Source organism: Pantoea sp. AN62, assembly GCF_050432985.1.
GTDB lineage: Bacteria > Pseudomonadota > Gammaproteobacteria > Enterobacterales > Enterobacteriaceae > Pantoea > Pantoea brenneri.
Genome location: NZ_JBNPYB010000001.1, coordinates 582,340 through 605,114 on the forward strand (window position 1 = coordinate 582,340; position 22,775 = coordinate 605,114).

Genomic DNA, 22,775 nt, shown 5'->3' on the forward strand with positions numbered 1-22,775 from the left:
TTTTCAGGGCTGCGCCTGTTGCGCGGCTTGCTCGATCAATTTTACGACATCATCAGGATGTGACTGATACACCGAATGGCTGGCACCGGCAATTTCTACCGTATGGCTGTGCGCGCGTCTGGCATACATGCGCTCCAGATCGGGACTGATAATTTTGTCAGCTTTCGCCACCATGTACCAGCTGGGGTGGGTTTTCCACGCCGGATCGGCAATGTTAGCGGTGAACACCGCAGCGTTGGTTGGCATCTGCGCATGCGCTTCAAAATCGGCCTGCACAGCAGGCAGGTCGGCAGCGAAATCGCTGTGATAATACTGTGGTGCAATGGTCAGATAGCCATCGGCCGAGCGGGCAAACGGATGTGCGCTGTTGGGATATTTTTTACCGTTGCTGGCCTCGGTTTCACCGTTATCCGGCGCATGGGCGGCAATGTAGACCAGACCTGCCACTTTGCTGTCGTTACCGGCTTCACTGATGATCGCCCCGCCGTAGCTGTGACCGACCAGAATCACCGGGCCATTCTGCTGATCGATAATCCGTCGCGTCGCCGTCACATCCTCTGCAAAGCTGGTCAGCGGCTGTTGCACCAGCGTCACGTGATATCCATCCTGGGTCAGCCGGTCATAGACCGGACGCCAGCCCGCGCCACCAACAAAAGCGCCGTGTACCAGCACAATATTTTTTACCGGCTGCGACTGTGCCTGCGCCTCAGCGCCAGCGATAGCCAGCAACATGCCCACGGCCAGAGTAATGCTGTTCAGTTTCATCTTCGTGCTCCTGTTTGGGAAGGTTCGCCTACAGGATATGAAACCCACTCTGACATCAGGGTGAGCGAGTTATGACAAAACCATGACAGCGGCTGCGGGATGAGGCCCGCTCAGTGATTGAGTTGTGGCAGGGTGCAGGCAACTCCCTTTTGGCAGGACCTGCCCGGAAGAGGCCAGGGAAAGGCTGTCCATCGCTCCGGCCAGATCGGTGACCCTCCCCCCAATGTTCAGGATGCTCTGTGCGGTGCCGGGAGATGCTGCGGATAATCCCCTGATTAGCGGATGGCTAAGGATGTGTCAGCAGCCGGAGCAGATCAGTCATCGAGTTCGTACTGTACCGATAACTGACCTTTCTTCTCTTTAACCTTAACGATGCGAACCTTACCGATTTCGGTGGTTTTGTTCACGTGCGTGCCACCACAGGCGTAGGGCGTCAGATCGCCCCAGGTGACGCTACGGCGCCCCTCTTCGGCCGACAGGATCCGCTGAAGATCGCGCGCCACTATCTCTGCTACCTCCGCCGCCAGGTTTTCCGCCGTTACCGTAGTGGTCAGCCCAATCGCTTCAAATACAACCCGGCCCTCGCCCGGGCGGTGATTCCCTTTGATACCATGCCAGCCATACTTTTCGGCCGCCACGCCGATGATATGCCCGGCGGAATGATAGCGGGTGTGGATAGCGCGAAGCTCAGGCGCGACGGCGAGATGAACCGGCCCGGTGGCAACCGGCGCATCGGTAAGATGTATCACTTCATCACCTTCCTGCACGGCCTGAAGCACCGCCACACCGTCAAGGGTTCCCTGATCAGAAGGCTGTCCCCCGCCCTGCGGATGGAACAGGGTTGCCGCAAGAATGACGCGGAAACGGCCATCCGGCCCGGGCGTACAGCTGATGACCTGGGAATTCATCTCAAGTGAATCGCTGTGATAGTAGGTTTTCTCAGTCATAAATTATCCACTTTAGTGCCCGGCTCGCGTCGGCGAACTGCGGGCTGAAGCCTGGCGCTACAGGTCTTTTGTCAAAATCTCACGATTGTCCGCCAGGATAGTCAGCATGGCATTAACGTACCTATCCCTGTTTCCCTGGTGCCACATCACACACAGCGGCAGCCCTTCAATTTCCATATCATCGACCGGAGCCAGCGGCAGATACTTTACGCCATCCGCGTTCATGTTGCGGTAAGAGGAAGGAACCAGCGCCACGCCCAGTCCGGCGGCAACAAAGCTCAGGATAGTCTGTTTTTCCTCGGCATATTGCGCAATCACCGGGTACCTGCCGGCCGCTCTGAACAGGTTCATCGTCAGGTCATGGCTGTGAGGACGGGTGCGTCTTTCCGGCACGATGACGGGGTCATTGCAAAAATCCTCTATGCTCACCCGGTCGTAATCCACCAGCCGGTGATGTGCCGGCACCGCCAGCACACAGGTTTCATGGGCAATAAAGCGGGTGGTCAGGGTGACGTCGGTCTGTTCTGGCGGCCGGACAAAGACCAGATCCAGCCAGCCGGAGGTCAGTCGTGGGATCAGACTGTGCGATTTATCTTCGCTGATATGGATATCCGCATCAGGAAAAGCGCTAACGAACAGGTTGAGCAGTTTCGGCAGTAATCCCCTCGCCGCACTGTCAATGGCACCGATCCGCAGCGTTTTTTTCTGCGATATCATATTTTTACGAAACTTAAGCCGTAACACATCAAAATCTGCAACAACGGATTTAGCGTCAATCAGAAACTCCGCGCCTTCCCGGGTCAGGGAGACGTTTCGGGTCGAACGATTCAGCAGGCGAATACCCAGATCCTCTTCCAGTAACCGGATAAAACGGCTCAGTGACGCAGGCATCATTTCAAGCTTGCGGGCAGCCCTGCCAAAGTGAAGCTCATCACCTACCACCACGAAGCATCTCAGCTGATTTATATCCATTTATTGCCCGCATTCAGATTATGCAAATTATTTATATAAACCCTTGCCGATGATAACGCCAGTTAAAACAGCATACTGAGTTCACAACAAAACGATAACAACCCTACCTGACTGTGGAGCATCCTGTTATGCACAATGACCTCGAAAAAAAGGTGATGCGCAAAGTAACGCTGCGGATTATTCCTTTTATCATGCTGTTGTATTTCATCGCATTTCTCGACCGGGTTAACATTGGCTTTGCCGCCCTGACCATGAATCAGGACCTGGGTTTTTCGCCGATGGTCTTCGGGCTCGGTGCCGGGATTTTTTTTCTCGGCTACTTTCTGTTTGAAGTCCCGTCTAACCTGATTCTGCATAAAGTCGGTGCCCGTATCTGGATCGCCCGCGTCATGATCACCTGGGGACTGGTCTCGGGTTGTATGGCGTTTGTGCAGGGCACCACCAGCTTCTATATCCTGCGCTTTCTGCTCGGCGTGGCCGAGGCCGGTTTCTTTCCTGGCATCATTCTTTATCTCAGCTACTGGTTCCCGGCGGTAAAACGTGCGCAGGTCACCGCCATTTTCATGGCCGCAGCGCCGCTCTCCACCGCGCTTGGCTCTCCTATCTCCGCGGCGTTGCTGGAAATGCATGGGCTGATGGGCTTCGCCGGCTGGCAATGGATGTTCGTGCTGGAGGCAGTCCCGGCCTTACTGTTGGGCATCGTGGTGCTGTTCTGGCTCACTGACCGACCGGCCAAAGCCAAATGGCTGACCGAAGAAGAGCGGACCTGGCTGCAAAATACCATGCAGGCTGAAGAGCAGGCGCGGGCGGTGGGCCAGAGCCACAGCAGCGCATGGCGCGGTCTGGCGGATAAGCGGGTGCTGGCACTGGCGCTGGTCTATTTTGGCACCTCGGCCGGCCTTTATACCCTGGGTATCTGGGCACCGCAGATTATTCACAGCTTCGGTGCCTCATCGTTAGAGATCGGTTTTCTTAATGCCTTCCCGGCGGTGCTTGGCGTTCTCGGCATGATCCTCTGGGCCCGCCACTCCGACCGGACCCATGAGCGCAGCTGGCACGTTATCGCTGCCTGTCTGCTGGCGGCAGCCGGACTGATTTACGCCGGCAGCGTCACTACCCTTTTCTCAGTAATTATCGCCCTGACGCTGGTTACGGTCGGGATCAGCGCATCCAAGCCGCCGCTCTGGAGCATGCCTACCCTGTTTCTGAGCGGACCGGCGGCGGCGGCGGGCATCGCTGCCATCAACTCGATTGGCAACCTCGGCGGATTTGTCGGCCCGATGATGATTGGCATCATCCGCCAGCAAACCGGCAGCTATACCTGGGGCCTCTATTTCGTGGCCGGACTGCTGATGGTTTCAGCCCTGACGGTACTGATTCTGGCCGGAAAAGCGAAAAAGCCACAGACCACAGAACTTCATCAACCTCACACTCATTAATCGACACGGAGAAACACCATGCGTAACTATTCTATTGCCGCTATTCCTGCTGACGGTATCGGTCCTGAGGTCATCTCAGCCGGCATTGACGTCCTCAGGGCGCTGTCACAGCGCGATCCGCAGCTGAAATTTGATATTCAGACTTTCGACTGGGGTTCTGACTACTACAAACGCTACGGTGTGATGATGCCGGAAGATGGCTTGCAGACGCTGAAAAAATTCGATGCGATCTATTTCGGCGCGGTGGGCGCACCGGATGTGCCTGATCACATCACCCTCTGGGGACTGCGCCTGCCGATTTGCCAGGGATTCGATCAGTACGCCAATGTGCGGCCGACCAAAATTCTGCCCGGCGTCACGTCGCCGCTGCGCAACCGCGGGCCGGGCGATCTCGACTGGGTGATCGTGCGCGAAAACTCCGAAGGCGAATATTCGGGCAACGGTGGCCGCACCCATAAAGGTCTGCCGGAAGAAGTCGGCACCGAAGTGGCAATTTTCACCCGCGTCGGTGTCACGCGCATCATGCGTTATGCCTTTAAACTGGCGCAATCCCGACCGCGTAAGCTGCTGACGGTAGTAACGAAATCCAATGCGCAGCGTCATGGCATGGTGATGTGGGATGAAATTGCCGCTGAGGTGGCGCAGGAGTTTCCGGATGTGCAGTGGGACAAAATGCTGGTTGATGCCATGACACACCGCATGACGCTGCATCCACAGAGTCTGGATACCATCGTCGCCACCAACCTGCACGCCGATATTTTATCTGACCTGGCGGGCGCGCTGGCGGGCAGCCTGGGGGTAGCGCCTACCGCAAATATCGATCCTGAGCGGCGCTTTCCTTCCATGTTCGAGCCGATTCACGGCTCGGCCTTTGATATCACCGGTAAAGGCATCGCTAACCCGATCGCTACCTTCTGGACGGCGGTGCAGATGCTGGAGCATCTGGGCGAGCATCAGGCCGCCGCGCTGATCATGGAAGGCATCGAACACGTCTGCACCCACGGCATCCTGACGCCCGATGTGGGCGGCACGGCAACAACGGCCGATGTCACGCGTGCCGTGGTGCAGTTCATCGAATCCCATTCAACCGTTGCCGAGAGTGCCTGACAATGAGAAACGATCGGGCCGCAGCGATCCTGGAGAAAATCTTTAAGCAGGCGGTTGACAGTGCCCGTCCCGGGCCTGTCGTACCGGCTGCGCTGCCGCAGAAGCCCGCCGGCCGCTGCGTAGTGGTCGGGGCGGGCAAGGCGTCGGCCGCGATGGCAGCGGCGGTGGATGCCGCCTGGCCAGACGTGGATGTCAGTGGCGTGGTGGTAACGCGCTACGGTCACGCCGTGCCTGCCGGGCGTATCCGCATTCTGGAGGCTTCACATCCGGTTTCAGATGCGATGAGTGAAACGGCGGCGATGCTGATTCTGGAAACGCTGCGCGGCCTGACTTCCGACGATCTGGTGCTGGCGCTGATATCCGGCGGTGGCTCTGCCGTGATGGCCTTACCCGCGCCGGGTATCACGCTGGCCGATAAACAGACGGTTACCCGAGCACTGCTGCACAGCGGTGCCAGCATCAGAGAGATGAATCTGGTCAGGCGTCATCTGTCGGCAGTAAAAGGTGGCAGGCTGGCGGCACTGGCGCAGCCTGCTCAGGTGGTTTCGCTGATTATCAGCGATGTTCCGGGTGATAATCCGGCGGATGTGGCATCCGGTCCGACGGTGGCTGACAGCAGCACACCAGAAGATGCGCTGAAGGTGCTCGAACGCTACGCTATTCCGGTCTCCGCCGCAGTTCGCCATCTGCTGAGCCAGCCGTCGGCGTTGTCAGGCATGCTGCCGGTCGGTGAGGTCAGGATGATTGCCACACCCGCGATGGCTTTACAGGCCGCGGCCAGTGCGGCACGTCATCACGGTATTACGCCACTGATACTCGGCGACGCCATCGAAGGTGAGAGCCGGGAGGTCGCCACCGTCATGGCGGGCATCGCAAAATCAGTGAAGCAGCACGGCTACCCGCTGAAGGGGCCAGCAGTGTTGCTGTCAGGGGGTGAAACAACGGTGACGGTAAGCGAGGGAAAGGCAGGTAAAGGCGGGCGTAATACCGAATTTTTACTTGGGCTGGCCTGCGCCTTGCGGGGAGAAAGCGGAATCTGGGCCATCGCGGGAGACAGTGACGGTATTGATGGCACCGAGGATGCGGCGGGTGCGATGATTTTTCCTGATACGCTGTTGCGCGGCAAAACCTGTGGGCTTGATGCGCTTAGCTATCTGAACGCGCATGACAGCTACAGCTATTTTCATGCGATTAACGATCTGCTGATAACCGGACCGACATTAACCAACGTTAATGACATCAGAGCGATATTGATAGGCTAACCTGTGGCTCTCTTTTAAACGAAGAGAGCCACAGTTCATTTCTCTTATTACGCGAACCAGCATGTCGCTGGACTGGCATTTTTTCTCTAAACCGGTCTGCGCAGGGAAGAATGGGCAAGCTGTCACTTCCCCTTGCTCAGCTCTCCTCACTTTATCCGTCACTTTTGCGGCAACGGATAACGGTTATCTTTTCATCATTGATTGACACCAACCGGTGGTTTTCAACCCTGGCCAGCCAGCGACTGAAAATGGGCTGAAATCAGTCGTGACTGAAACAGGTTTAATTCAAACAGCCCGGTGATAGCGGTTGAAGGAGGTTATTTCTGACTTTGTTGCTGATTATCTGCTTCTTTTTGTTTTTTCTTAGCCATGTGATGGCCTACAGCGCAGCCGGCAGCGGCACCTGCAACGCCGTGATTCGCAACATGGCCAGCGACACCTCCAACAGCAGCGCCTTTAAGGCATCCCTTCGCCTCAGCCTGCATGCTCATGCTGAAAAGCAGGCCAGCGGCCATGATGCCAAACGTTAACTTCTTCATATTTTTTTCTCCATGTAATGACTGGCGTGTTCCAGTTACTTACCAGCATAGCCAGTTAAAACCAGACGCCTTGCCAGAATGGATAAAACTAAAACCTGGTTACCCTTCGTTACGTTTAACACTGACCCAGCGGGATAATCAGGCGCTTTACGGGTGATCATATCGGGCAGTTTCCCTGCCCCATAAACACCTCGCGTGGCTGAAAGCCGTCCAGCCCTGCCCTGCCGGCTTTGCAGAGGATCTCATCTCGGATGATTCAGGATTGCCCTCTTAACGCGGCTGACAGAAGCCAGCAATGTTGTTTTTAAATGCACGAAAAACGCATGGCCGTTCTTCAGGTCTCAGTGACCGTGAACGGTCAATCCAACAAGACGGATAACGACAGGACGGACAACCAGTATGCAAAAGAAAGCCGCTGGCATGGCGACCTGGTAAGCATTCATCACATTTGTCAGGTAATGGGGTCCCATTCCGAATTCGGCTAACGTGATGACCAGACTCATCAGGAATGCCATGATGGTCGCCATATAAAAAGCAAATATGTACGGTGCAGCGCGCTTTGGCAGGCGATTTCGTCGGGTATTTTTAGCGATAGCATCAGTCATCGGGATATCCTGTTTAATAAAGATGAACGGAACTGCTGCTAACCTAACAAGCTTATCAGGACGGTTGTAGCGTGGTTATGCTTTAATCATTATTAAGCAAAAGTGACGAATGAAGCATTGAGGATAAGATGGACGTTTTAGGGCTGATCAGCACGTTTATCCGCGTGGTGGAGAACGGCAGTATTGCAGCGGCGGCACGCGCTAAAGGTATGAGCCCGGCAGCAGTCAGCCAGAGTCTTTCTCGTCTTGAGGCGCATTTGGGCGTGCGACTGCTATCGCGCACCACCCGTAGCATGACCTTAACTGAAAACGGTAAGCGTTATTTCGAGAAAGTACGCCACATTCCACATGATATAGAGCTCGCCTCGCAGGCTGCGGCCAATGAAACCAAACCGCAGGGACCACTTTGTATCGCTACTACAGCCGCGTTTGGTCGGTACGTTCTGGCGCCACTTATGCCCGCTTTCAAAGCGTCCTTCCCCGACATAGATATCGAACTGATCGCTACCGATCGCAACGTCGACCATCGGCTGGAAGGCGTCGACGTCAGTATCCGCATTGAGGCGCAGCTGAATGATCAACTGATCGCCAGGAAAATCGCGTCATTGCCGTTTATATTCTGCGCAGCTCCCGCTTACCTTGACCGTGCTGGCACGCCTCAGACACTCGCAGAACTTAGCCAGCACGTCTGCCTGGTTTTCCGCTATCCAACCGACAGACGGTTTCTGCCATGGACATTTATGGTCAACAGACAACCTGTCAATGCAAAACCTGACCCCAGCTTCATCAGTGATGATATTGATATTATTGCAAAAATAGCAGTCAACGGGGGCGGCATTGCTCGTCTGGCGAGCTTCGTTGCTCAGCCGTTGATAGACAGTGGTCAGTTAAGACCGTTGTACTGGTCAGGGCACAATGGCGAGAGCAGCGTTGAGTCCCTGCCAATGAATATCTATGCCTGCGTCACCGAACGTTCGGCACTTAATGCGAAAGTTCGGGCATTTATTGAGTTTTTAGAAGCTGCGATTTGAGACAAGGCCGCTTTTAACGGGCAAAAGGTACAGAGGTCGCCCTGATAACGCATGGGCACTGTAGATTATGGACGAAATGTTCAGGTGGTGTCCTTCAGAAAATGCTCGCAGAGAAAGTTTACCAGGGCCCGTACTTTTGGTGAAGGATACTTACTGGCAGGCCAGAGAACATAAAACACACCCGTTCGTTTTGAATAACTGTCCAGAATTGTGCAAAGCCGCCCTTCTGACAGGGCTTGTCTGACCGCGAATTCTGGCAGATAGGCTATTCCCAGCCCTTGCAAGCTAAAATGCAGCCGTGTCTCGATGTTATTGCAGATCATAGAGGCTGGAATAGAGAGTTCGGCTTTATCCTTTGCACCGCATAACTCCCACGGTTCCAACTTGCCACTGTGGGGAAAACGATAATGTATACAAGAGTGCACCGATAAGTCAGCAGGATGCTTCGGGATACCGCGCTGAGCCAGATATTGAGGAGAAGCCACCAGCACCGAACTATACGTACCAACTTTTCTGGCCGCCAGACGTGAATCCGTCGGCTCACCTGCCCTGATCACAATATCGAAGCCTTCCTCTATCACATCGACCAGCCTGTCGGTGAAATCTAAATCCAGTTCAACCCTGGGATATTCGCGCATAAATTCGACCAGCACTTGCAGCATCAGTGCACTCATCATTGGCAAACTGATACGTAAGCGACCTTGCGGAGTGCCTGCTGCCTGAGAAAGCTCCACTTCTGCAGCCTCGATTTCGGACAGTATGCGTCGGCTTCGTTCCAGAAAGAGCGCCCCTTCTGCACTTAGTGTAATGCTACGCGTGCTGCGATGGAAAAGGCGTACACCCAGTTTTTTTTCCAGTCTTGTCATGCTTTTGCCCACAGCAGAAGCAGATATACCCAGCAACCGACCCGCCGCCACAAAACTACGTGTCTCCGCAACCTGTACGAACACCGTTAAACCACTCAGGCTGTCCATTTTAACCCTTTATTAATGACTGAAAGTTCCGCAGTGAAAGGAACCGTATCCTACTTATTCCCGCTTACCTGCAAAGGTAGGATGTTGACCTTGTTCTCCCGGAAAGGTTAAACCACGATGTATATTTCTGTGTCATCGTTTTTCAAGGCATCTTGCCTGCATTTCAACACGTTCAATCGCAGCCACCTCATATATTTGAGCCGTCGTCATTTTGCCATTAACTGGAGATCATGATGACAACAAATCCTTTAAACATGACCGCCATAAAATACAGCAAAGGCTCAACGTTGGCCGATCCTGACTGCCTTATTGATGTGGAGGTTGAACGTCCGATTCCTGGACCGCACGATTTACGTGTCGACGTTAACGCCGTTTCCGTCAACCCACTGGATACGAAGATTCGAGGAGGGCAGGTTGCTGCGCCTGATAGCGTTGATAGCCTGGGGTGGGATGCCGCCGGTATTGTTGAGGCGGTAGGTGAAAACGTTACGCTATTCCGGCCTGGCGATGCGGTTTACTACGCCGGCTCTTTCGACCGGAACGGCAGCAATGCCCAGTTTCATCTTGTTGACGAACGCATCGTTGGTCATATGCCAGAGAGCCTGACCTTTGCTGAAGCGGCTGCACTGCCATTAACCTCTCTTACCGCATGGCAACTTCTTTTTGATCGGCTAAGCGTGCGACGAGATAAACAGCCTGTCCCAGGCAGCCTGCTGGTTATCGGTGCTGCAGGTGGGGTCGGCTCAATGTTAACCCAGCTCGCGAGTCAGCTGACGGGCCTGACCGTCATTGCCACCGCTTCTCGTGCTCAAAGTCGGGCATGGTGCCTGGCGCATGGCGCGCATCACGTCATTGATCATTGCCAACCTTTGCAGGCTCAAATCAGCGCATTATCTGTGCCGCCAGTCACCCATGTTGCTGCATTGTCGAATACAACTGAGCACTGGAAGGAGCTTGCTGAATTAATTGCGCCACAGGGGAAAATCGGCGTTATTACTGACCATAATTCGCTGGATGCCGTGCCATTTAAGGCCAAAAGTGTCTCTCTGCACTGGGAAATGGTGTTTACCCGTCCACTGTTTGGTACGCCGGACATGATTGAACAACATCATATTCTCGACGAAGTGGCCACCCTGGTTAATGCTGGCGTGCTGCGTTCAACTGTAAACCACATGATTCATCCGCTTAATGCATTTCACCTGCGTGAGGCGCATCAACTTATTGAAAATGGCGGCATCACAGGTAAGGTCGTGGTCGCACGTTCTGCGGTTGATAGCGTAAAATTGAAACCGTGAATAACAAATAAACATTCTTATTCAGAAAAGCCTAATCTGCTGAATATTTATTGAACAAGAAAGCGTCCGATTCTGGCTGTGAGTTCAACCGATGGATGCAACACATTGGTTGAAACGCGCTGCGGGTGATTCATTGCCTGGCGTTTTCATGGCCTCTCGTTGAGCTGCCTGACAATACTGTTTAGTCTTTGCTGGCTATGAACCGATAAGTCAGTTTCTTTTGAAAAATACTGCCTGAGCAATCTGTTCATATTTTCATTGGAGCCGCGTTGCCAGCAGGATTGAGGATCGCAGACGTAAACCTGAATATCTGTTGCTACAGTAAACCGGGTGTGTGAAGTGGTTTACTGAATTTGGCCACCTGAACAGAGGTGATATGCTCATCTCAGAACAACACAGGTGCACCAATGAAAAGAAGAAATTTTAGTCCTGAATTCAGACGTGTATCAGCCCAGTTGGTTGTCGTTCAAAATTACATAGCCGCTCAGGCAGCTAAGGCCATGCACGTTGGCCTTTTTACGATGACGAAATGGGTAAAACAGCTGCGCAAAACGCCAAACGCCTCTCCTGTTACACCGGAACAAATCGAAATACGTGAGCAAAAGAAAAAAATGGCCAAATCAGTCCTGAGACGACAGATTGGCCGGCACAACAACTGGGTGTTTGTTCACACCGAATCGGTGAAGCGGAATGACGGAACGACTCCAGCAAGCGTCAGGAAGATGCGGGTCGATTCAAACACTGCGTGGCGCGCAGCACTCAAACGAGCCGGTATTGAAGACTTCCGGTTTCACGACTTGCGGCACACCTGGGCGAGCTGGTTAATCCAGTCTGGTGTTCCGCTTTCCGCGCTGCAGGAAATGGGTGGGTGGGAAAGCATTGAAATGGTGCGCCGGTATGCTCACCTGGCACCTAACCGAGCATGCGCGCAAAATTGACTCACTTTTGGGTGAGAGCGACACAAATACGACACAAGGAGATAATCAGGTAGGATTGAAGCTGGCGTAAGTCATTGAAAGGTATTGGCCCCTACAGGATTCAACTTAAAAACATAACCATATGAATATATATAATTAATGTTCATTCAATTTACTACCATGCCCCCATTAATGCCCCCAAAATTTTTTCTGGCGATCAAACCCTGAGCCAATTGCAAGTAAGATTCGCCCTATTCATCTTTCGATGTCTTGAAAAATCAATTTCATTAACGTAGATTAATTTTTGTAACTCTGCTGTCAAAGACAGCCACCAATGTTTCGAGCATCGAATAGATGCCAGTGATCTGAGAGAAACGCCTTCGGGTGATCACCAAAATTGCTGTAGCCTGGAAGGCAAAGCTCATTAGAGCGGTACATTTGCTCGCCCTTGGAAGCAAATATCGTCAATAGAACCGCTCCTACTGCGTGACGATGAGGGTACATTAAACAAACGAACGCCTTCTTAACAAGGTGCTTCCCCATCGAAATCATTCCTAAGCGGGAATATTATGATTGATAACTAAGCTGTCAGTAATCTGCTGACCGTACCTTTTATCATTCCTCTATAATAACGTGTCACTGCTGACACGTTATATGCTGCTTGACCATACAGAGTTGGCTATATCCTCTCCGAAAAAATCATGGCGCGTATTGAACGCTGCGGGCTGCGCTTTGCTTATGCCGCTAGGCATTAGCAAACGACAGTCGTGCTGCGTGAGATACGTGGCGTCACTTTTTGCGTGCCAACGCCTGAAAGTGACGCCATAGCGCAAACCGCTGCCCATCCTTTACCTTCGCCCGTTTCAAACGGGTATCTGATTCTGACACCGCGTTTTCATACGCCAAATATCCATTTTCTAAAGGAGATCTGAATTGTTGCCGAGGCAGGCATAAGCCTGGGGGATTACCTGCAATAGCAGGCAGTTGCACTGAGTGCATCACTGACACCCCGAAATACCTCAACTGCACCCGCTCTGGCGCACAGGCAACTTTCAGTACGGAACGGCAGTGCTGTTTCCGTTATTAGCCATGCGCCAGAGAAGCAGATTGGAGTATCAGATGAGTCGAACAGGTAGGGAAATGAAGCAGCTTGCGAAGCAGGCTGGCGGCAGTCACAAGACGGTACATGATCGCATTCGTATTGCTGACAGATTTTGTAATCACTTGCTGGCGTTGAATATTCAAATTCGCAGCGTCCAGTATTTGAAAGCGAGGCATATCGAAAGTTACATCGCTGCACGTCGGGGGCAAGGTATTGCCTTACGCACATTGCAGAATGAGATGGCTGCTCTGCGTTCAGTTTTACATCAGGCTGGACGAGAAAAATTAGTAGTATCAGAACGATTAACTAATCGAGCGTTGGGGCTCGGCGGCAGTAGCCGAGCTGGCACTAAATTCGCTATCCCAACAGAAAAATATCAGCAAGCCATTACTCAAGCACGACAGCTTGATGAGGGATTAGCAATAGCCCTACAGCTAACACGCTTACTGGGCTTGCGTTCACAAGAGGCTGTCCAATGCAGCGCCTCCCTTAAGACCTGGCAAAAACAACTCGGCCAAGGAGCTGAAAGACTAAGTGTCATCTTTGGCACCAAAGGCGGTAGACCGCGCGAAACACGCATTTTGGATCGTGCAGCTGTTAGCAATGTAATCGCTCAAGCTTTGGTTATTGCTAAACAACGCAACGGCAAACTTATTGACCGCGCTGATCTCAAGACAGCCATGAATTATTGGCGCTCAGCTACAACACGTATTGGCTTGGTCGGCTCCTATTCGCCACACAGCCTCCGCTATGCATGGGCTCAAGATGCGATTCGCTTTTATCAGGAGCAAGGTTTTAGCCGCAAAGAAGCTAATGCCCTTACTTCAATGGATCTAGGTCACGGCGATGGGCGTGGTCGCTATGTCGAACGTGTCTATGGCCTTCAGGAGGATCAAGTATGAGCACCCTCACCTTAATCCGACTTTGCGATGTGATGAATAAAACCGGTGTCAAAAGAGCCTGGATTTACAAATTAATGAAAAAGAATGAATTCCCGCAAGCCGTCAAGCTTGGTTCCCGCTCAGTGGCATGGGTAGAGAGCGAAGTTGATGAATGGATTTCAAGTAAAATCAACCAACGTGATGGAGCACAGTAATGTTGAATTCAATTTTTTCCCTGGCAGGCGATTTTAAGTATAATCCGCGCACTGCGGCAAAATCCGTAGTCGGAATTAGCGTTCCGAAATTCTTCTTGATGCCCAAATCTTTGGGCAATGCTTGCGCTCGCCTGTCAATGGTGGCTCAGGCGGGGGCTTCGCAAGAAGCGCCGGTTTCCAAGAAGGCCGGTAACGCTAACTCCGTCTGGGCTACCACCCAAGGGGTTAGCGTCTCTGGTGGTAGTCAACACAACTACTTCTTGGAGGCGGCCCTATGGCTACTACCCTTCCTTGTTTGCACCCGCAATACACCCCTCTTCTTTCGGGGGCGCAATATGTTTGATCTAACACCATTTTCTGCCAAAGAAATTCTCGACTACTGCCGTGCGTTAGCCTTTACGATCGTCAAATCAGACGATGCTCTTGCCAAGGAACTGCTTACCGATGTGTCATGTGAGCGCCTTAATTTGCTGAATGAAAAGATGAAAGCGGGAGGCAAACCATGACTAATTGCGTAACTGAAACCATTTCCGCATCTCGTCATCGTTGGGAGGAAATCCTTCTTCAATTAGGTATCGACTTACCCGGGCTGAACAAACATGGTCCTTGCCCATGCTGCGGAGGAATAGACCGCTTTCGCTTTGATGATAAAGATGGCCGTGGTACATGGTTCTGCAATCAATGTGGAAATGGCGATGGTTTGGATCTGATTGCTAAGGTAAAAAATTGCAATCCACTACAGGCGACAAAACTCATTTCAGAACTCAGTCTGCCCTGCCAAACTGCGCCTGCCAGGGAAAAAGTATCAAAGCCCTGTGCATCAATAGAAGCAATGAGACTGCTTAACTCATCGCGCCTTGCTACAAGCCCATACTTGGAAAACAAAGGATTATCCGCATCTGTTCAAATGCTCAGCATTCAGAAAGCCTTAACAATAGGCGGGGTCAATTTTGATAACGACTCAATTGTCCTACCAATTCAAGGTATCGACGGGACGCTGATTAGCGCACAATTGATCAACGCGGCCGGTGAGAAACGATACTTGCCAGGTACTCGTCAAAACGGTGGATTCATCAAGGTTGGCGATTCGAGTAGTACAGCAAACATCATCATCGCGGAAGGCTATGCCACTGCATTAACGTTGAACCTTGCAACAGGTCATTTGGCATTAGCGGCGATGTCTGCAAATAACTTACTGAATATCGCCGTCACTGCGAGGCATAAATATCCCAATAGCAACATCATTATGGCTGCTGAAAATGATTCCATTGAGGCAAATAACGTTGGTTTAGTTCAAGCAGAAAAAGCGGCAGTAGCCGTGAATGGCTGGGTTTCTTTACCCCCAGATGAAAACGTTAGCGATTGGGATGATTACCGCCAAGCCCATAACCAGGCAGCGGTTAACGAAGTATTTCATCTGCAAATGTACAAGCCAGACTCAAAGCTTTCTTCAATCTCTCACATTCAAGAGCGCAAGCCAGACCTCAGCACCTCCCTTCCCTTACGCAAGGGTTCTGATGGTTTTGATACCCGGCAGGATTATCTTATCAAAGGCTATCTCCCCAGCGCGTCAGTAACCAGCGCATATGGGGCAAGTGGTTCTTATAAATCTTTTCTGGCGGTCTCATGGGGATGCCACATTGCCACTGGCAAACCTTGGGCAGGCAGGCCGGTTACGCAAGGTGCAGTAATCTATGTCGTTGGCGAAGGCGGAATTGGGGTTCCACGCCGAATTCGTGCCTGGGAAGAAACTCTCAATAACGGCTCCCCAATCGATACGCTTTACCGCATCGACTGCCCCATTTTCCCTGCCAGTTCCGAAAGCGTGCAACAAGTCATCAGGGCCGCCAATGATGTTAAAGCAGCTTCAGGCATGCCTGTCAGATTGATTATTTTAGATACTCTCGCGCGCTGCTTTGGTGGCTCAGATGAGAATGCCGCCAAAGATATGGGTGCATTTATTCAGGGTTGTGACGTTATCAAGGCAGCTACTGAAGCTACCGTCTTAGTCATTCATCACTCAGGTAAAGATCAGGACAAAGGCGCGCGAGGTTCCAGTGCATTCCGTGCTGCCCTTGATGTTGAATTTAACGTCCGCCGCGAAGGTGAAGGCGGAGCGCTGATTCTTAGCTGTACCAAAATGAAGGATGCCGAGGAGCCACCACGGCAGGCTTATGACTTGGTTCCGGTCGATCTCTACATCGACAATGATGGTGACCAAATTACCTCGCTAGTTTTGAATGATGAAGGACGGCCTGTTATGGATGACACCGATCCCGAGCTAACCGGCATTACACGTCTTACCGATAATCACGTTGCCCTTTGGCAAGCCATTCGCTCCCGAACCGCCAACGGTGATGCTTGTACTCGCGCGCTAGTTAGAGATGACATGCGAGCGATGGGATTCGATGTCTCTAAGAAATTCACTCGTTGGCTGGATAAGCTGGAAAAGGAAGGCCGTGTCATTTGTGACGGTGAACATATTAGGCCGGTCTCTCTGGAGTTAAAAGCGGGGGAATAAACGGGGATTAAGTGGGGGAAGAAATAAAGTAGTACGCATTTGACAATGATTCCCCCACTTCAAAGCCTTATATACGCATCAAGTGGGGGAATCGAGGCAAAGCCCAAATTTTCAATATGTTACATTCATACCGCGAAAATTAATCAGCTAATCCCCTAAACCCTCTACGCGGGGGAATAAATGGGGGAATCATACCATCCTCGATGACCTCCCCTTTTTAACAATATTTAGATCTGACCACCTACACCTTTAAACTTCTCGATGAATGATACAATTTTCTGGAATACCGTCTGTTTCTTAGTTTTGTACTGCGGATTCAGGGGGCTGAGTTTTGGCAGCGCCTCATTAAGTTCCGTACCATTTTCCGTCGCATATTCACGTTTTAAGGAGGTGCGGATGTAGCGTCTTGCAGCTTCTTCATTGAGGTTTTCTGACTTAATCAACTCTTCCGCCTCGCGCTGCTGCTCACGTTGAGCGAAGGTGAAGAATGCATCAATAATCCCTGCTTTGTCCGGCAGTTCATCAAGATTTGTTTGCTGAATAAAGTCAACGACCAACCCTTCCTTGGCACGGTTACCCAGACTAGAGCGAATCAGGCGTCTAACTTCTTCGGTCAGGCCTGCTTTGTTTTTATTCTGTTTATTGCGTTCAAATATCAGGCCGAGAATGTAGTCCAGATTGATTTCCTGCGACTTCAGCAGGTCGATCTCAAACACTACGTCTTCCCAGTTGATGGTTGATTTATCTTTGTCATCAGCTGCTTTTTCTTTGCGCTGCCAGTCACGGATATCGTTGTACACCGAGCGATAATCCTGCACTTTCCGCTCAGCTGGGAGGCGGATAGTTTGGACTTCAGCGAACTTATCATCATCCAGATAATGCGCAGCTTTGAACGCTTCGACGGCTTCCGGGTTACTGATATCGACTGTTTGTAGCGCTTTCAGCGTGGCAAACTCATCATAGTTTTGCAGGATGTTCTCAGCCCGCAGATATTCACCAAACAGCTTCACAAAAGCTTTTTTCTCTTTCTCGCTTTCAATGTCAGCCGGATCAGGGAAACGGTGTTCCAGTGTAGTGACGATGTCCATAAAGCCACGCTTCGCCTCACCGGTGACGATATCGGTAAAGCCTTCCATGTACTCTTTGTAGCTTTTTTCCAGCACCACGTTTTTCGTATTTTTGTCGCCAAACAGCGTGATGGCATCAATCGTTGCACGCTCCAGATTACGGAAGGTCACAATATTGCCGAACGTTTTGGTCGCATCGTAGATACGGTTGGTGCGTGAAAACGCCTGCATCAGCCCGTGATAGCGTAAGTTTTTATCAACAAACAGGGTGTTCAGCGTCGGGGCGTCGAAGCCGGTCAGGAACATCCCGACAACAATCAGCAGGTCGATATCCTGATTTTTCACGCGCTGGGCTAAATCCCGGTAGTAGTTCTGAAAGCCATTGCTGTCGGTGCTGAAGTTGGTTTTAAAGTAACCGTTATAGTCATCAATCGCCGCATCCAGATACTCTTTGGCGCTGCTGTTCATCGCGCTGACATCAAAGCTCTCATCTGTAATGTCACCGACGGCATTCTGCTCTTCATTGGCCGCAAAGGAGTAAATGGTGGCCACTCTCAGCGGCCTATACGCATCAGACGCCTCTGATGCTGACTGCTGCTGTGATTTAAAGGCTTCATAATAGGCTTTAGCCGCATCGACGCTGCTCACTGCGAACATGGCATTAAAGCCTCTAGCGCCCGGGAAGGCACGGTGGGTCTTCTGACGAAAATGCGTCAGGATATAGCGGGTTATTTCCTCGATACGACGCGGGTGCAGAAAGGCCTGCTGATTTTCTGCTGCGCTGAGTTTTTTGTCATCGATTTCCGTTTCCAGTGCCTTGAACTGCGGGCGGACATCATTGTAGTCCACCTTAAACTTCAGCACCTTTTCATCCCGGATGGCATCAGTGATCACATAAGAGTGCAGCTCGCGACCGAACACGCTGGCCGTGGTTTCAGCCCCTAGAGCGTTTTGAGGAAAAATAGGTGTTCCGGTAAAGCCGAACTGATAAAAGCGGGAGAATTTTTTGCTCAGGTTCTTCTGAGCTTCACCAAACTGACTGCGGTGGCACTCATCAAAAATAAACACTACCTGCTGACGGTATACCGGTAAATCTGCCTCCCCCTTCATCAGGTTGTTGAGCTTCTGAATGGTGGTGACGATGATTTTGTTATCGTCCTTCTCCAGATTACGCTTCAGGCCGGCGGTGTTATCTGAACCATTGACGCTGTCCGGTGAAAAGCGCTGGTACTCCTTCATGGTCTGGTAATCGAGGTCCTTACGGTCAACCACAAAGAAGACCTTATCGATGAAGTCCAGTTCAGTGGCAAGCCTTGCCGCCTTGAAGCTGGTGAGAGTTTTACCTGAACCGGTGGTATGCCAGATAAAGCCACCGCCTTCGGGTTTTGACCAGTCTTTAGCTTTATAGGAGCTGTTAATTTTCCAAAGAATACGCTCGGTGGCGGCAATCTGGTAAGAGCGCATCACCAGCAGCGTCTGGCTGCTGTCAAACACGCTGTAGTTAAACAGGATATGCAGCAGAGTATGCTTCTGGAAAAAAGTGGCGGTAAAATCTTTCAGGTCTTTAATCAGCGTGTTATCAGACTTCGCCCAGTTCATGGTGAAGTCGAAACTGTTTTTATCTCGTTTCGTGGTATTGGCAAAATAGCGAGTATCGGTGCCGTTGGAAATCACAAACAGCTGAAGATACCTGAACAGGGAGTTCTCGCTGTTAAAGCTCTCTTTGCTGTAACGGTGTATCTGGTTAAAGGCCTCCCGAATCGCCACGCCGCGTTTTTTCAGCTCAATCTGAACCAGCGGCAGGCCATTAATCAGAATGGTGACGTCGTAGCGGTTAGCGTGTGAGCCGGTTTGTTCAAACTGCTGGATAACCTGTACTTTGTTACGAACCAGATTTTTTTTATCAATCAGGTAAATGTTTTCAAGCTGGCCGTTATCAAAGGTAAAATCGCAGATGTAATCGATATGTACTTTACGAGTCTTATCCAGACTGCTGTCACCCGGGCTGTCCAGATAGCTCTCACAGAACCGCCGCCATTCACCGTCATTGAATACCACGCCATTAAGTGCCTGAAGCTGCGTACGGATATTCGCCAGCATCAGCGGCTGGGAGGTGAAGGAAACAAATTCATATCCCTGATTGCATAGGTCCTGAATCAGTTCACGCTCCAGATCCGATTCACTCTGGTAGTTATCTCCTACCTCCCAGGCTTTAGAATACTTATCGAGTACAATGAACTTATTCGATTCAGCAATGGTGTTGGTCTGTTGAGTCATCGCGCATCCTGTGTGCTGTATGGCAAAGACCGGCAGCAGATGAAGTAAAAGCTACCAGCCGATGAATTTGCTTATGTATGGCACGGCCAGCAAACGCTGACCGGTTAGTTATAGCATGACTGTCACTGACTGACGGCATCAGGCTTCGGGAAGCTGAACAGCAAATCTCGGTAGTATTCATACTGTTTCTGGCGCAGCGTGATTTCGTGTGGAAGGCCGTGAGTAATTGAATTTGTTAATGCCTCAAACTTATCGAGGATTGAAACTATTCTATCTTTTTCTTCAAGCGATAGATTTGGGATACGGATGCTATCTAAGTTTTTCTTATTTAGCTTAGGTTGGGCAGCGCCTGAAATATAGGCTTTTAAGTCAATACTATTCAGATAATACTCAACGTATCTTCGCTCTGCATAGGTATCGAATTTAAGTACATGGGCATGATTGTTCACCCAAGTCTTACCACTGATGCTGAATGCTATCGGTGTATTACGAGCCAACAAGTTTGCGCCATCTTCGGATACAAGTAGAAAGTCGCCATCAAAAATATAATCTTTTACGTAATCGACAATACCTGACGCTCCGTAATAGGGTATATTCCCTGCATCCCTCAAACCGCTGGTAATTGGCTTTCTTTTGGAGTTGAGATTCTGTGCCAATACCGACAGGGTCACCCACTTAGTCTCACCTTCTTTGAAGCCCAGCAACTTATCACGATAGTAGTTGTACTGTTTTTTACGTGAGGTAAGCTCAGCGGTAAGCTCAGCGGTAAGCTCAGCGGTAAGAGCGGTAAAGCTATCCAGAATCCGGACGATTTCAGACTGGATGGCAAGGGACTTTTCTGGGTTATTCGGGCAAATAACGGGAATCAAAACTTTTTTGAATCGAGCCTTTGAAATATTGAAGCGTGTTACGCCACTCGCAGTCCTTGCTATTTCTGTACGCATCATGCTTGTTCTGAAAAGGTATTTTGAGAATTCAGGCTTTATTTTAATTTCATCTCTAAACCTAACACCAAAAGAGAAGCTGTTTAGGTAAACAGGCTCATCAAAATGCGATGTGACTGCGGATGAAATGCCTGCCTCTTCAGCTATTTCAGATGATCCGGTAAATAAAACATCACCATATCTGACATTATGCTGTCGTTCACCTTCACGTACGTCGACACAATCAGTTGGTATATTTTTTATATCTAAGCAGCCAAAAATGCTTTTGTATGAAATATATTTGGCATTACCTTTTTCAAAATCAGCCTTGGTTTTTCCTGTTAATCCACCATAAATTTCAGCAATATCGCCAATCGGCAACCACTCAACCACAACCCCATCCAGCAGTTTTTCCAGATAACTCAGCTCGCTCATGCCTGCGCCTCGCTGCCTTCAATTTCTGCCACAATCGCATCGATATCCTTGCGCAACTGGTCAATCCGGGTGACGGTGGATTTCAATTCGGCATTCAGTTCGCTGATATCGACAATTTCGCGGTTATCCATAGCTTCAACGTAGCTATTGACCGACAAGTTATAGTCATTGGTGGCAACGGCCTCAAGCGGTATGGATTTAGTCAGGTGTTCTGTATCTTCCTTACTGTCAAATACCTGCATAATCTGCTGAATATGCGCATCCGTTAGGATGTTATTATTGGTTTCTTTCTTAAACAGCCCGCTGGCATCAATAAACTGCACGCTGGTATCAGTTTTATGTTTTGACAGCACCAGAATATTAACGGCAATGGTGGTGCCGAAGAACAAGTTAGGTGCAAGTGAAATTACGGTCTCAACGTAGTTGTTATCGACCAGATACTGACGGATTTTTTGCTCAGCACCGCCACGGTAGAAAATCCCCGGGAAGCAGACAATTGCTGCGCGGCCTTTGGGAGAAAGATAGTTCAGCGCATGCAGCACAAAAGCAAAATCGGCTTTTGATTTCGGAGCCAACACACCTGCCGGAGCAAAGCGCTCATCGTTAATCAGCGTCGGGTCGTCGCTACCAATCCATTTCACCGAGTAGGGCGGATTGGAGACAATTGCATCGAAGGGTTTCTCATCGCCGAAATGCGGCTCAGTCAGCGTATTCCCCAACTTGATGTCAAATTTGTCGTAGTTGATGTTGTGCAGGAACATATTCATACGCGCAAGGTTAAACGTCGTATGGTTAATCTCCTGCCCGAAAAAGCCTTCTTCGATGATGTGATTATCAAAATGCTTTTTCGCCTGTAACAGCAGTGAGCCAGAGCCTGCTGCTGGGTCATAGATTTTGTTAACATGGCTCTGACCATGCATCGCCAGTTGGGCAATCAGTTTAGATACGTGCTGTGGCGTAAAGAACTCACCGCCTGACTTACCGGCATTCGCCGCGTAGTTGGAAATTAAGAACTCATATGCATCGCCAAAGAGGTCAATCTGATGCGCATCAAAATCACCCAGCTTTAAGCCTTCAACGCCTTTCAGCACGGCAGCGAGGCGGCTGTTTTTATCTTTAACGGTGTTACCCAGGCGGTTACTGGTGGTGTCAAAGTCAGCGAACAGGCCTTTAATGTCGGCCTCAGAAGGATAGCCATAGGCTGAGCTTTCAATGGCGACAAATATGCTGTTCAAATCAGCGTTCAATCTATCGTTGGTATTCGCTTTTGCGGCCACATTGCAGAACAGCTGGCTCGGGTAAATAAAGTAGCCTTTAGTTTTGATGGCATCATCTTTAATGTCATCGGGCTTTGTTGAATAAATAAGATTTCTTGCGAACGACCCTGTAGCTGGCTGGATTTTCAAGCAATACGCACGCTTTCTGGCATCCCAGCCTTTGTCATCCTGTTCAACGCACGCACCATGGCCATAGCTTCCGCTACCTGACCATCGTAGTCACG

General features: G+C 50.8%; 17 protein-coding genes and 6 pseudogenes. 12 read left to right on the forward strand and 11 right to left on the reverse strand.

The window, feature by feature from the left end:
* Positions 1 to 3: 3 nt before the first annotated feature.
* From FHW04_RS02875 to FHW04_RS02885, 3 genes are all read right to left on the reverse strand, one after another.
* Positions 4 to 765 (reverse strand): alpha/beta fold hydrolase, encoded by a 762-nt coding sequence (locus FHW04_RS02875; protein WP_179420047.1) that lies wholly within the window; start codon positions 763 to 765, stop codon positions 4 to 6.
* A 314-nt stretch (positions 766 to 1,079) separates the two neighbouring features.
* Positions 1,080 to 1,712 (reverse strand): hypothetical protein, encoded by a 633-nt coding sequence (locus tag FHW04_RS02880; protein ID WP_089561169.1) that lies wholly within the window; start codon positions 1,710 to 1,712, stop codon positions 1,080 to 1,082.
* A 57-nt stretch (positions 1,713 to 1,769) separates the two neighbouring features.
* Entirely contained in the window at positions 1,770 to 2,684 is a 915-nt protein-coding gene (locus tag FHW04_RS02885) for a LysR family transcriptional regulator (protein WP_089561170.1), read from the reverse strand.
* Positions 2,685 to 2,812: 128 nt separating this feature from the next.
* Between FHW04_RS02885 and FHW04_RS02890 the strand changes: the two genes are divergently transcribed.
* The 3 genes from FHW04_RS02890 to FHW04_RS02900 are packed head-to-tail and all read left to right on the forward strand — an operon-like array spanning position 2,813 to position 6,492.
* Positions 2,813 to 4,123, forward strand: coding sequence for an MFS transporter (locus FHW04_RS02890; RefSeq protein ID WP_069727982.1), 1,311 nt, complete (start codon positions 2,813 to 2,815; stop codon positions 4,121 to 4,123).
* Positions 4,124 to 4,141: 18 nt separating this feature from the next.
* Positions 4,142 to 5,230: a tartrate dehydrogenase gene (locus tag FHW04_RS02895; RefSeq protein WP_069727981.1), complete on the forward strand. Its 1,089-nt coding sequence runs from the start codon at positions 4,142 to 4,144 to the stop codon at positions 5,228 to 5,230.
* 2 nt (positions 5,231 to 5,232) lie between these two features.
* Complete coding sequence (locus tag FHW04_RS02900) at positions 5,233 to 6,492, forward strand: glycerate kinase type-2 family protein (RefSeq protein WP_089561171.1); 1,260 nt, start codon at positions 5,233 to 5,235, stop codon at positions 6,490 to 6,492.
* Positions 6,493 to 6,809: 317 nt separating this feature from the next.
* Here the strand turns inward: FHW04_RS02900 and FHW04_RS02905 are convergent, their stop codons facing one another.
* A complete protein-coding gene (locus FHW04_RS02905) occupies positions 6,810 to 7,031 on the reverse strand; it encodes a hypothetical protein (RefSeq protein ID WP_072050994.1) in 222 nt (73 codons plus the stop codon).
* A gap of 341 nt (positions 7,032 to 7,372) precedes the next feature.
* Positions 7,373 to 7,636 carry a DUF2798 domain-containing protein gene (locus FHW04_RS02910; RefSeq protein WP_031376080.1) on the reverse strand — a complete coding sequence of 88 codons (264 nt, stop codon included), beginning with the start codon at positions 7,634 to 7,636 and terminating at the stop codon, positions 7,373 to 7,375.
* Positions 7,637 to 7,764: 128 nt separating this feature from the next.
* On the opposite strand from FHW04_RS02910, the gene FHW04_RS02915 reads away from it, so the two are divergent.
* Positions 7,765 to 8,667 (forward strand): LysR family transcriptional regulator, encoded by a 903-nt coding sequence (locus FHW04_RS02915; protein ID WP_089561172.1) that lies wholly within the window; start codon positions 7,765 to 7,767, stop codon positions 8,665 to 8,667.
* Between the two features lie 80 nt (positions 8,668 to 8,747).
* Here FHW04_RS02915 and FHW04_RS02920 read toward each other — a convergent pair whose 3' ends face one another.
* Complete coding sequence (locus FHW04_RS02920; protein WP_089561173.1) at positions 8,748 to 9,641, reverse strand: LysR family transcriptional regulator; 894 nt, start codon at positions 9,639 to 9,641, stop codon at positions 8,748 to 8,750.
* A 233-nt stretch (positions 9,642 to 9,874) separates the two neighbouring features.
* Here FHW04_RS02920 and FHW04_RS02925 point away from each other — a divergent pair, with 233 nt between their 5' ends.
* Positions 9,875 to 10,936, forward strand: coding sequence for a zinc-binding alcohol dehydrogenase family protein (locus tag FHW04_RS02925; RefSeq protein WP_227021888.1), 1,062 nt, complete (start codon positions 9,875 to 9,877; stop codon positions 10,934 to 10,936).
* 84 nt (positions 10,937 to 11,020) lie between these two features.
* Here FHW04_RS02925 and FHW04_RS02930 read toward each other — a convergent pair.
* Positions 11,021 to 11,235: pseudogene (locus tag FHW04_RS02930) on the reverse strand (transposase); the annotation flags it as partial.
* Positions 11,236 to 11,343: 108 nt separating this feature from the next.
* Here FHW04_RS02930 and FHW04_RS02935 point away from each other — a divergent pair.
* From FHW04_RS02935 to FHW04_RS02965, 7 genes and pseudogenes are all read left to right on the forward strand, one after another.
* Positions 11,344 to 11,577, forward strand: a pseudogene (locus FHW04_RS02935) (transposase); the annotation flags it as partial.
* Positions 11,560 to 11,944 (forward strand): annotated as a pseudogene (locus FHW04_RS02940) (site-specific integrase); the annotation flags it as partial. The pseudogenes FHW04_RS02935 and FHW04_RS02940, both read left to right, overlap by 18 nt.
* 1,028 nt (positions 11,945 to 12,972) lie before the next feature.
* Positions 12,973 to 13,857: an integrase domain-containing protein gene (locus FHW04_RS02945; RefSeq protein WP_089561189.1), complete on the forward strand. Its 885-nt coding sequence runs from the start codon at positions 12,973 to 12,975 to the stop codon at positions 13,855 to 13,857.
* On the forward strand, positions 13,854 to 14,051 hold the full coding sequence (locus FHW04_RS02950) for a helix-turn-helix transcriptional regulator (RefSeq protein WP_089561175.1): 198 nt from the start codon (positions 13,854 to 13,856) through the stop codon (positions 14,049 to 14,051). The genes FHW04_RS02945 and FHW04_RS02950 overlap by 4 nt, the downstream gene beginning before the upstream one ends.
* Positions 14,051 to 14,557: an ash family protein gene (locus FHW04_RS02955; RefSeq protein WP_089561176.1), complete on the forward strand. Its 507-nt coding sequence runs from the start codon at positions 14,051 to 14,053 to the stop codon at positions 14,555 to 14,557. The genes FHW04_RS02950 and FHW04_RS02955 overlap by 1 nt, the downstream gene beginning before the upstream one ends.
* Positions 14,554 to 15,426: pseudogene (locus tag FHW04_RS02960) on the forward strand (primase-helicase zinc-binding domain-containing protein); the annotation flags it as partial. The gene FHW04_RS02955 and the pseudogene FHW04_RS02960, both read left to right, overlap by 4 nt.
* Positions 15,427 to 15,474: 48 nt before the next feature.
* Positions 15,475 to 16,572 carry a helicase RepA family protein gene (locus tag FHW04_RS02965; protein WP_227021889.1) on the forward strand — a complete coding sequence of 366 codons (1,098 nt, stop codon included), beginning with the start codon at positions 15,475 to 15,477 and terminating at the stop codon, positions 16,570 to 16,572.
* A 227-nt stretch (positions 16,573 to 16,799) separates the two neighbouring features.
* Here FHW04_RS02965 and FHW04_RS02970 read toward each other — a convergent pair whose 3' ends face one another.
* The 4 genes and pseudogenes from FHW04_RS02970 to FHW04_RS02985 all read right to left on the reverse strand — a co-directional run.
* The gene (locus tag FHW04_RS02970) at positions 16,800 to 19,916 is read right to left on the reverse strand and encodes an HsdR family type I site-specific deoxyribonuclease (RefSeq protein WP_094106337.1); all 3,117 of its coding nucleotides are present in this window, start codon (positions 19,914 to 19,916) and stop codon (positions 16,800 to 16,802) included.
* A 122-nt stretch (positions 19,917 to 20,038) separates the two neighbouring features.
* Positions 20,039 to 21,274, reverse strand: a complete 1,236-nt coding sequence (locus FHW04_RS02975) for a restriction endonuclease subunit S (protein WP_089561178.1) — start codon at positions 21,272 to 21,274, stop codon at positions 20,039 to 20,041.
* Positions 21,271 to 22,620: pseudogene (locus FHW04_RS02980) on the reverse strand (type I restriction-modification system subunit M); the annotation flags it as partial. The pseudogene FHW04_RS02980 and the gene FHW04_RS02975, both read right to left, overlap by 4 nt.
* A gap of 56 nt (positions 22,621 to 22,676) precedes the next feature.
* Positions 22,677 to 22,775: pseudogene (locus FHW04_RS02985) on the reverse strand (IS5/IS1182 family transposase); the annotation flags it as partial.

Bases quoted from the DNA above. Each gene is read 5' to 3' on its own strand.
- FHW04_RS02895 (WP_069727981.1), top strand. From the start codon at position 4,142: ATGCGTAACTATTCTATTGCCGCTATTCCTGCTGACGGTATCGGTCCT.
- FHW04_RS02945 (WP_089561189.1), top strand. From the start codon at position 12,973: ATGAGTCGAACAGGTAGGGAAATGAAGCAGCTTGCGAAGCAGGCTGGC.
- FHW04_RS02880 (WP_089561169.1), bottom strand. From the start codon at position 1,712: ATGACTGAGAAAACCTACTATCACAGCGATTCACTTGAGATGAATTCC.
- FHW04_RS02920 (WP_089561173.1), bottom strand. From the start codon at position 9,641: ATGGACAGCCTGAGTGGTTTAACGGTGTTCGTACAGGTTGCGGAGACA.
- FHW04_RS02955 (WP_089561176.1), top strand. From the start codon at position 14,051: ATGTTGAATTCAATTTTTTCCCTGGCAGGCGATTTTAAGTATAATCCG.
- FHW04_RS02905 (WP_072050994.1), bottom strand. From the start codon at position 7,031: ATGAAGAAGTTAACGTTTGGCATCATGGCCGCTGGCCTGCTTTTCAGC.
- FHW04_RS02910 (WP_031376080.1), bottom strand. From the start codon at position 7,636: ATGACTGATGCTATCGCTAAAAATACCCGACGAAATCGCCTGCCAAAG.
- FHW04_RS02885 (WP_089561170.1), bottom strand. From the start codon at position 2,684: ATGGATATAAATCAGCTGAGATGCTTCGTGGTGGTAGGTGATGAGCTT.
- FHW04_RS02925 (WP_227021888.1), top strand. From the start codon at position 9,875: ATGACAACAAATCCTTTAAACATGACCGCCATAAAATACAGCAAAGGC.
- FHW04_RS02915 (WP_089561172.1), top strand. From the start codon at position 7,765: ATGGACGTTTTAGGGCTGATCAGCACGTTTATCCGCGTGGTGGAGAAC.
- FHW04_RS02890 (WP_069727982.1), top strand. From the start codon at position 2,813: ATGCACAATGACCTCGAAAAAAAGGTGATGCGCAAAGTAACGCTGCGG.
- FHW04_RS02970 (WP_094106337.1), bottom strand. From the start codon at position 19,916: ATGACTCAACAGACCAACACCATTGCTGAATCGAATAAGTTCATTGTA.
- FHW04_RS02950 (WP_089561175.1), top strand. From the start codon at position 13,854: ATGAGCACCCTCACCTTAATCCGACTTTGCGATGTGATGAATAAAACC.
- FHW04_RS02900 (WP_089561171.1), top strand. From the start codon at position 5,233: ATGAGAAACGATCGGGCCGCAGCGATCCTGGAGAAAATCTTTAAGCAG.
- FHW04_RS02965 (WP_227021889.1), top strand. From the start codon at position 15,475: ATGTACAAGCCAGACTCAAAGCTTTCTTCAATCTCTCACATTCAAGAG.
- FHW04_RS02875 (WP_179420047.1), bottom strand. From the start codon at position 765: ATGAAACTGAACAGCATTACTCTGGCCGTGGGCATGTTGCTGGCTATC.
- FHW04_RS02975 (WP_089561178.1), bottom strand. From the start codon at position 21,274: ATGAGCGAGCTGAGTTATCTGGAAAAACTGCTGGATGGGGTTGTGGTT.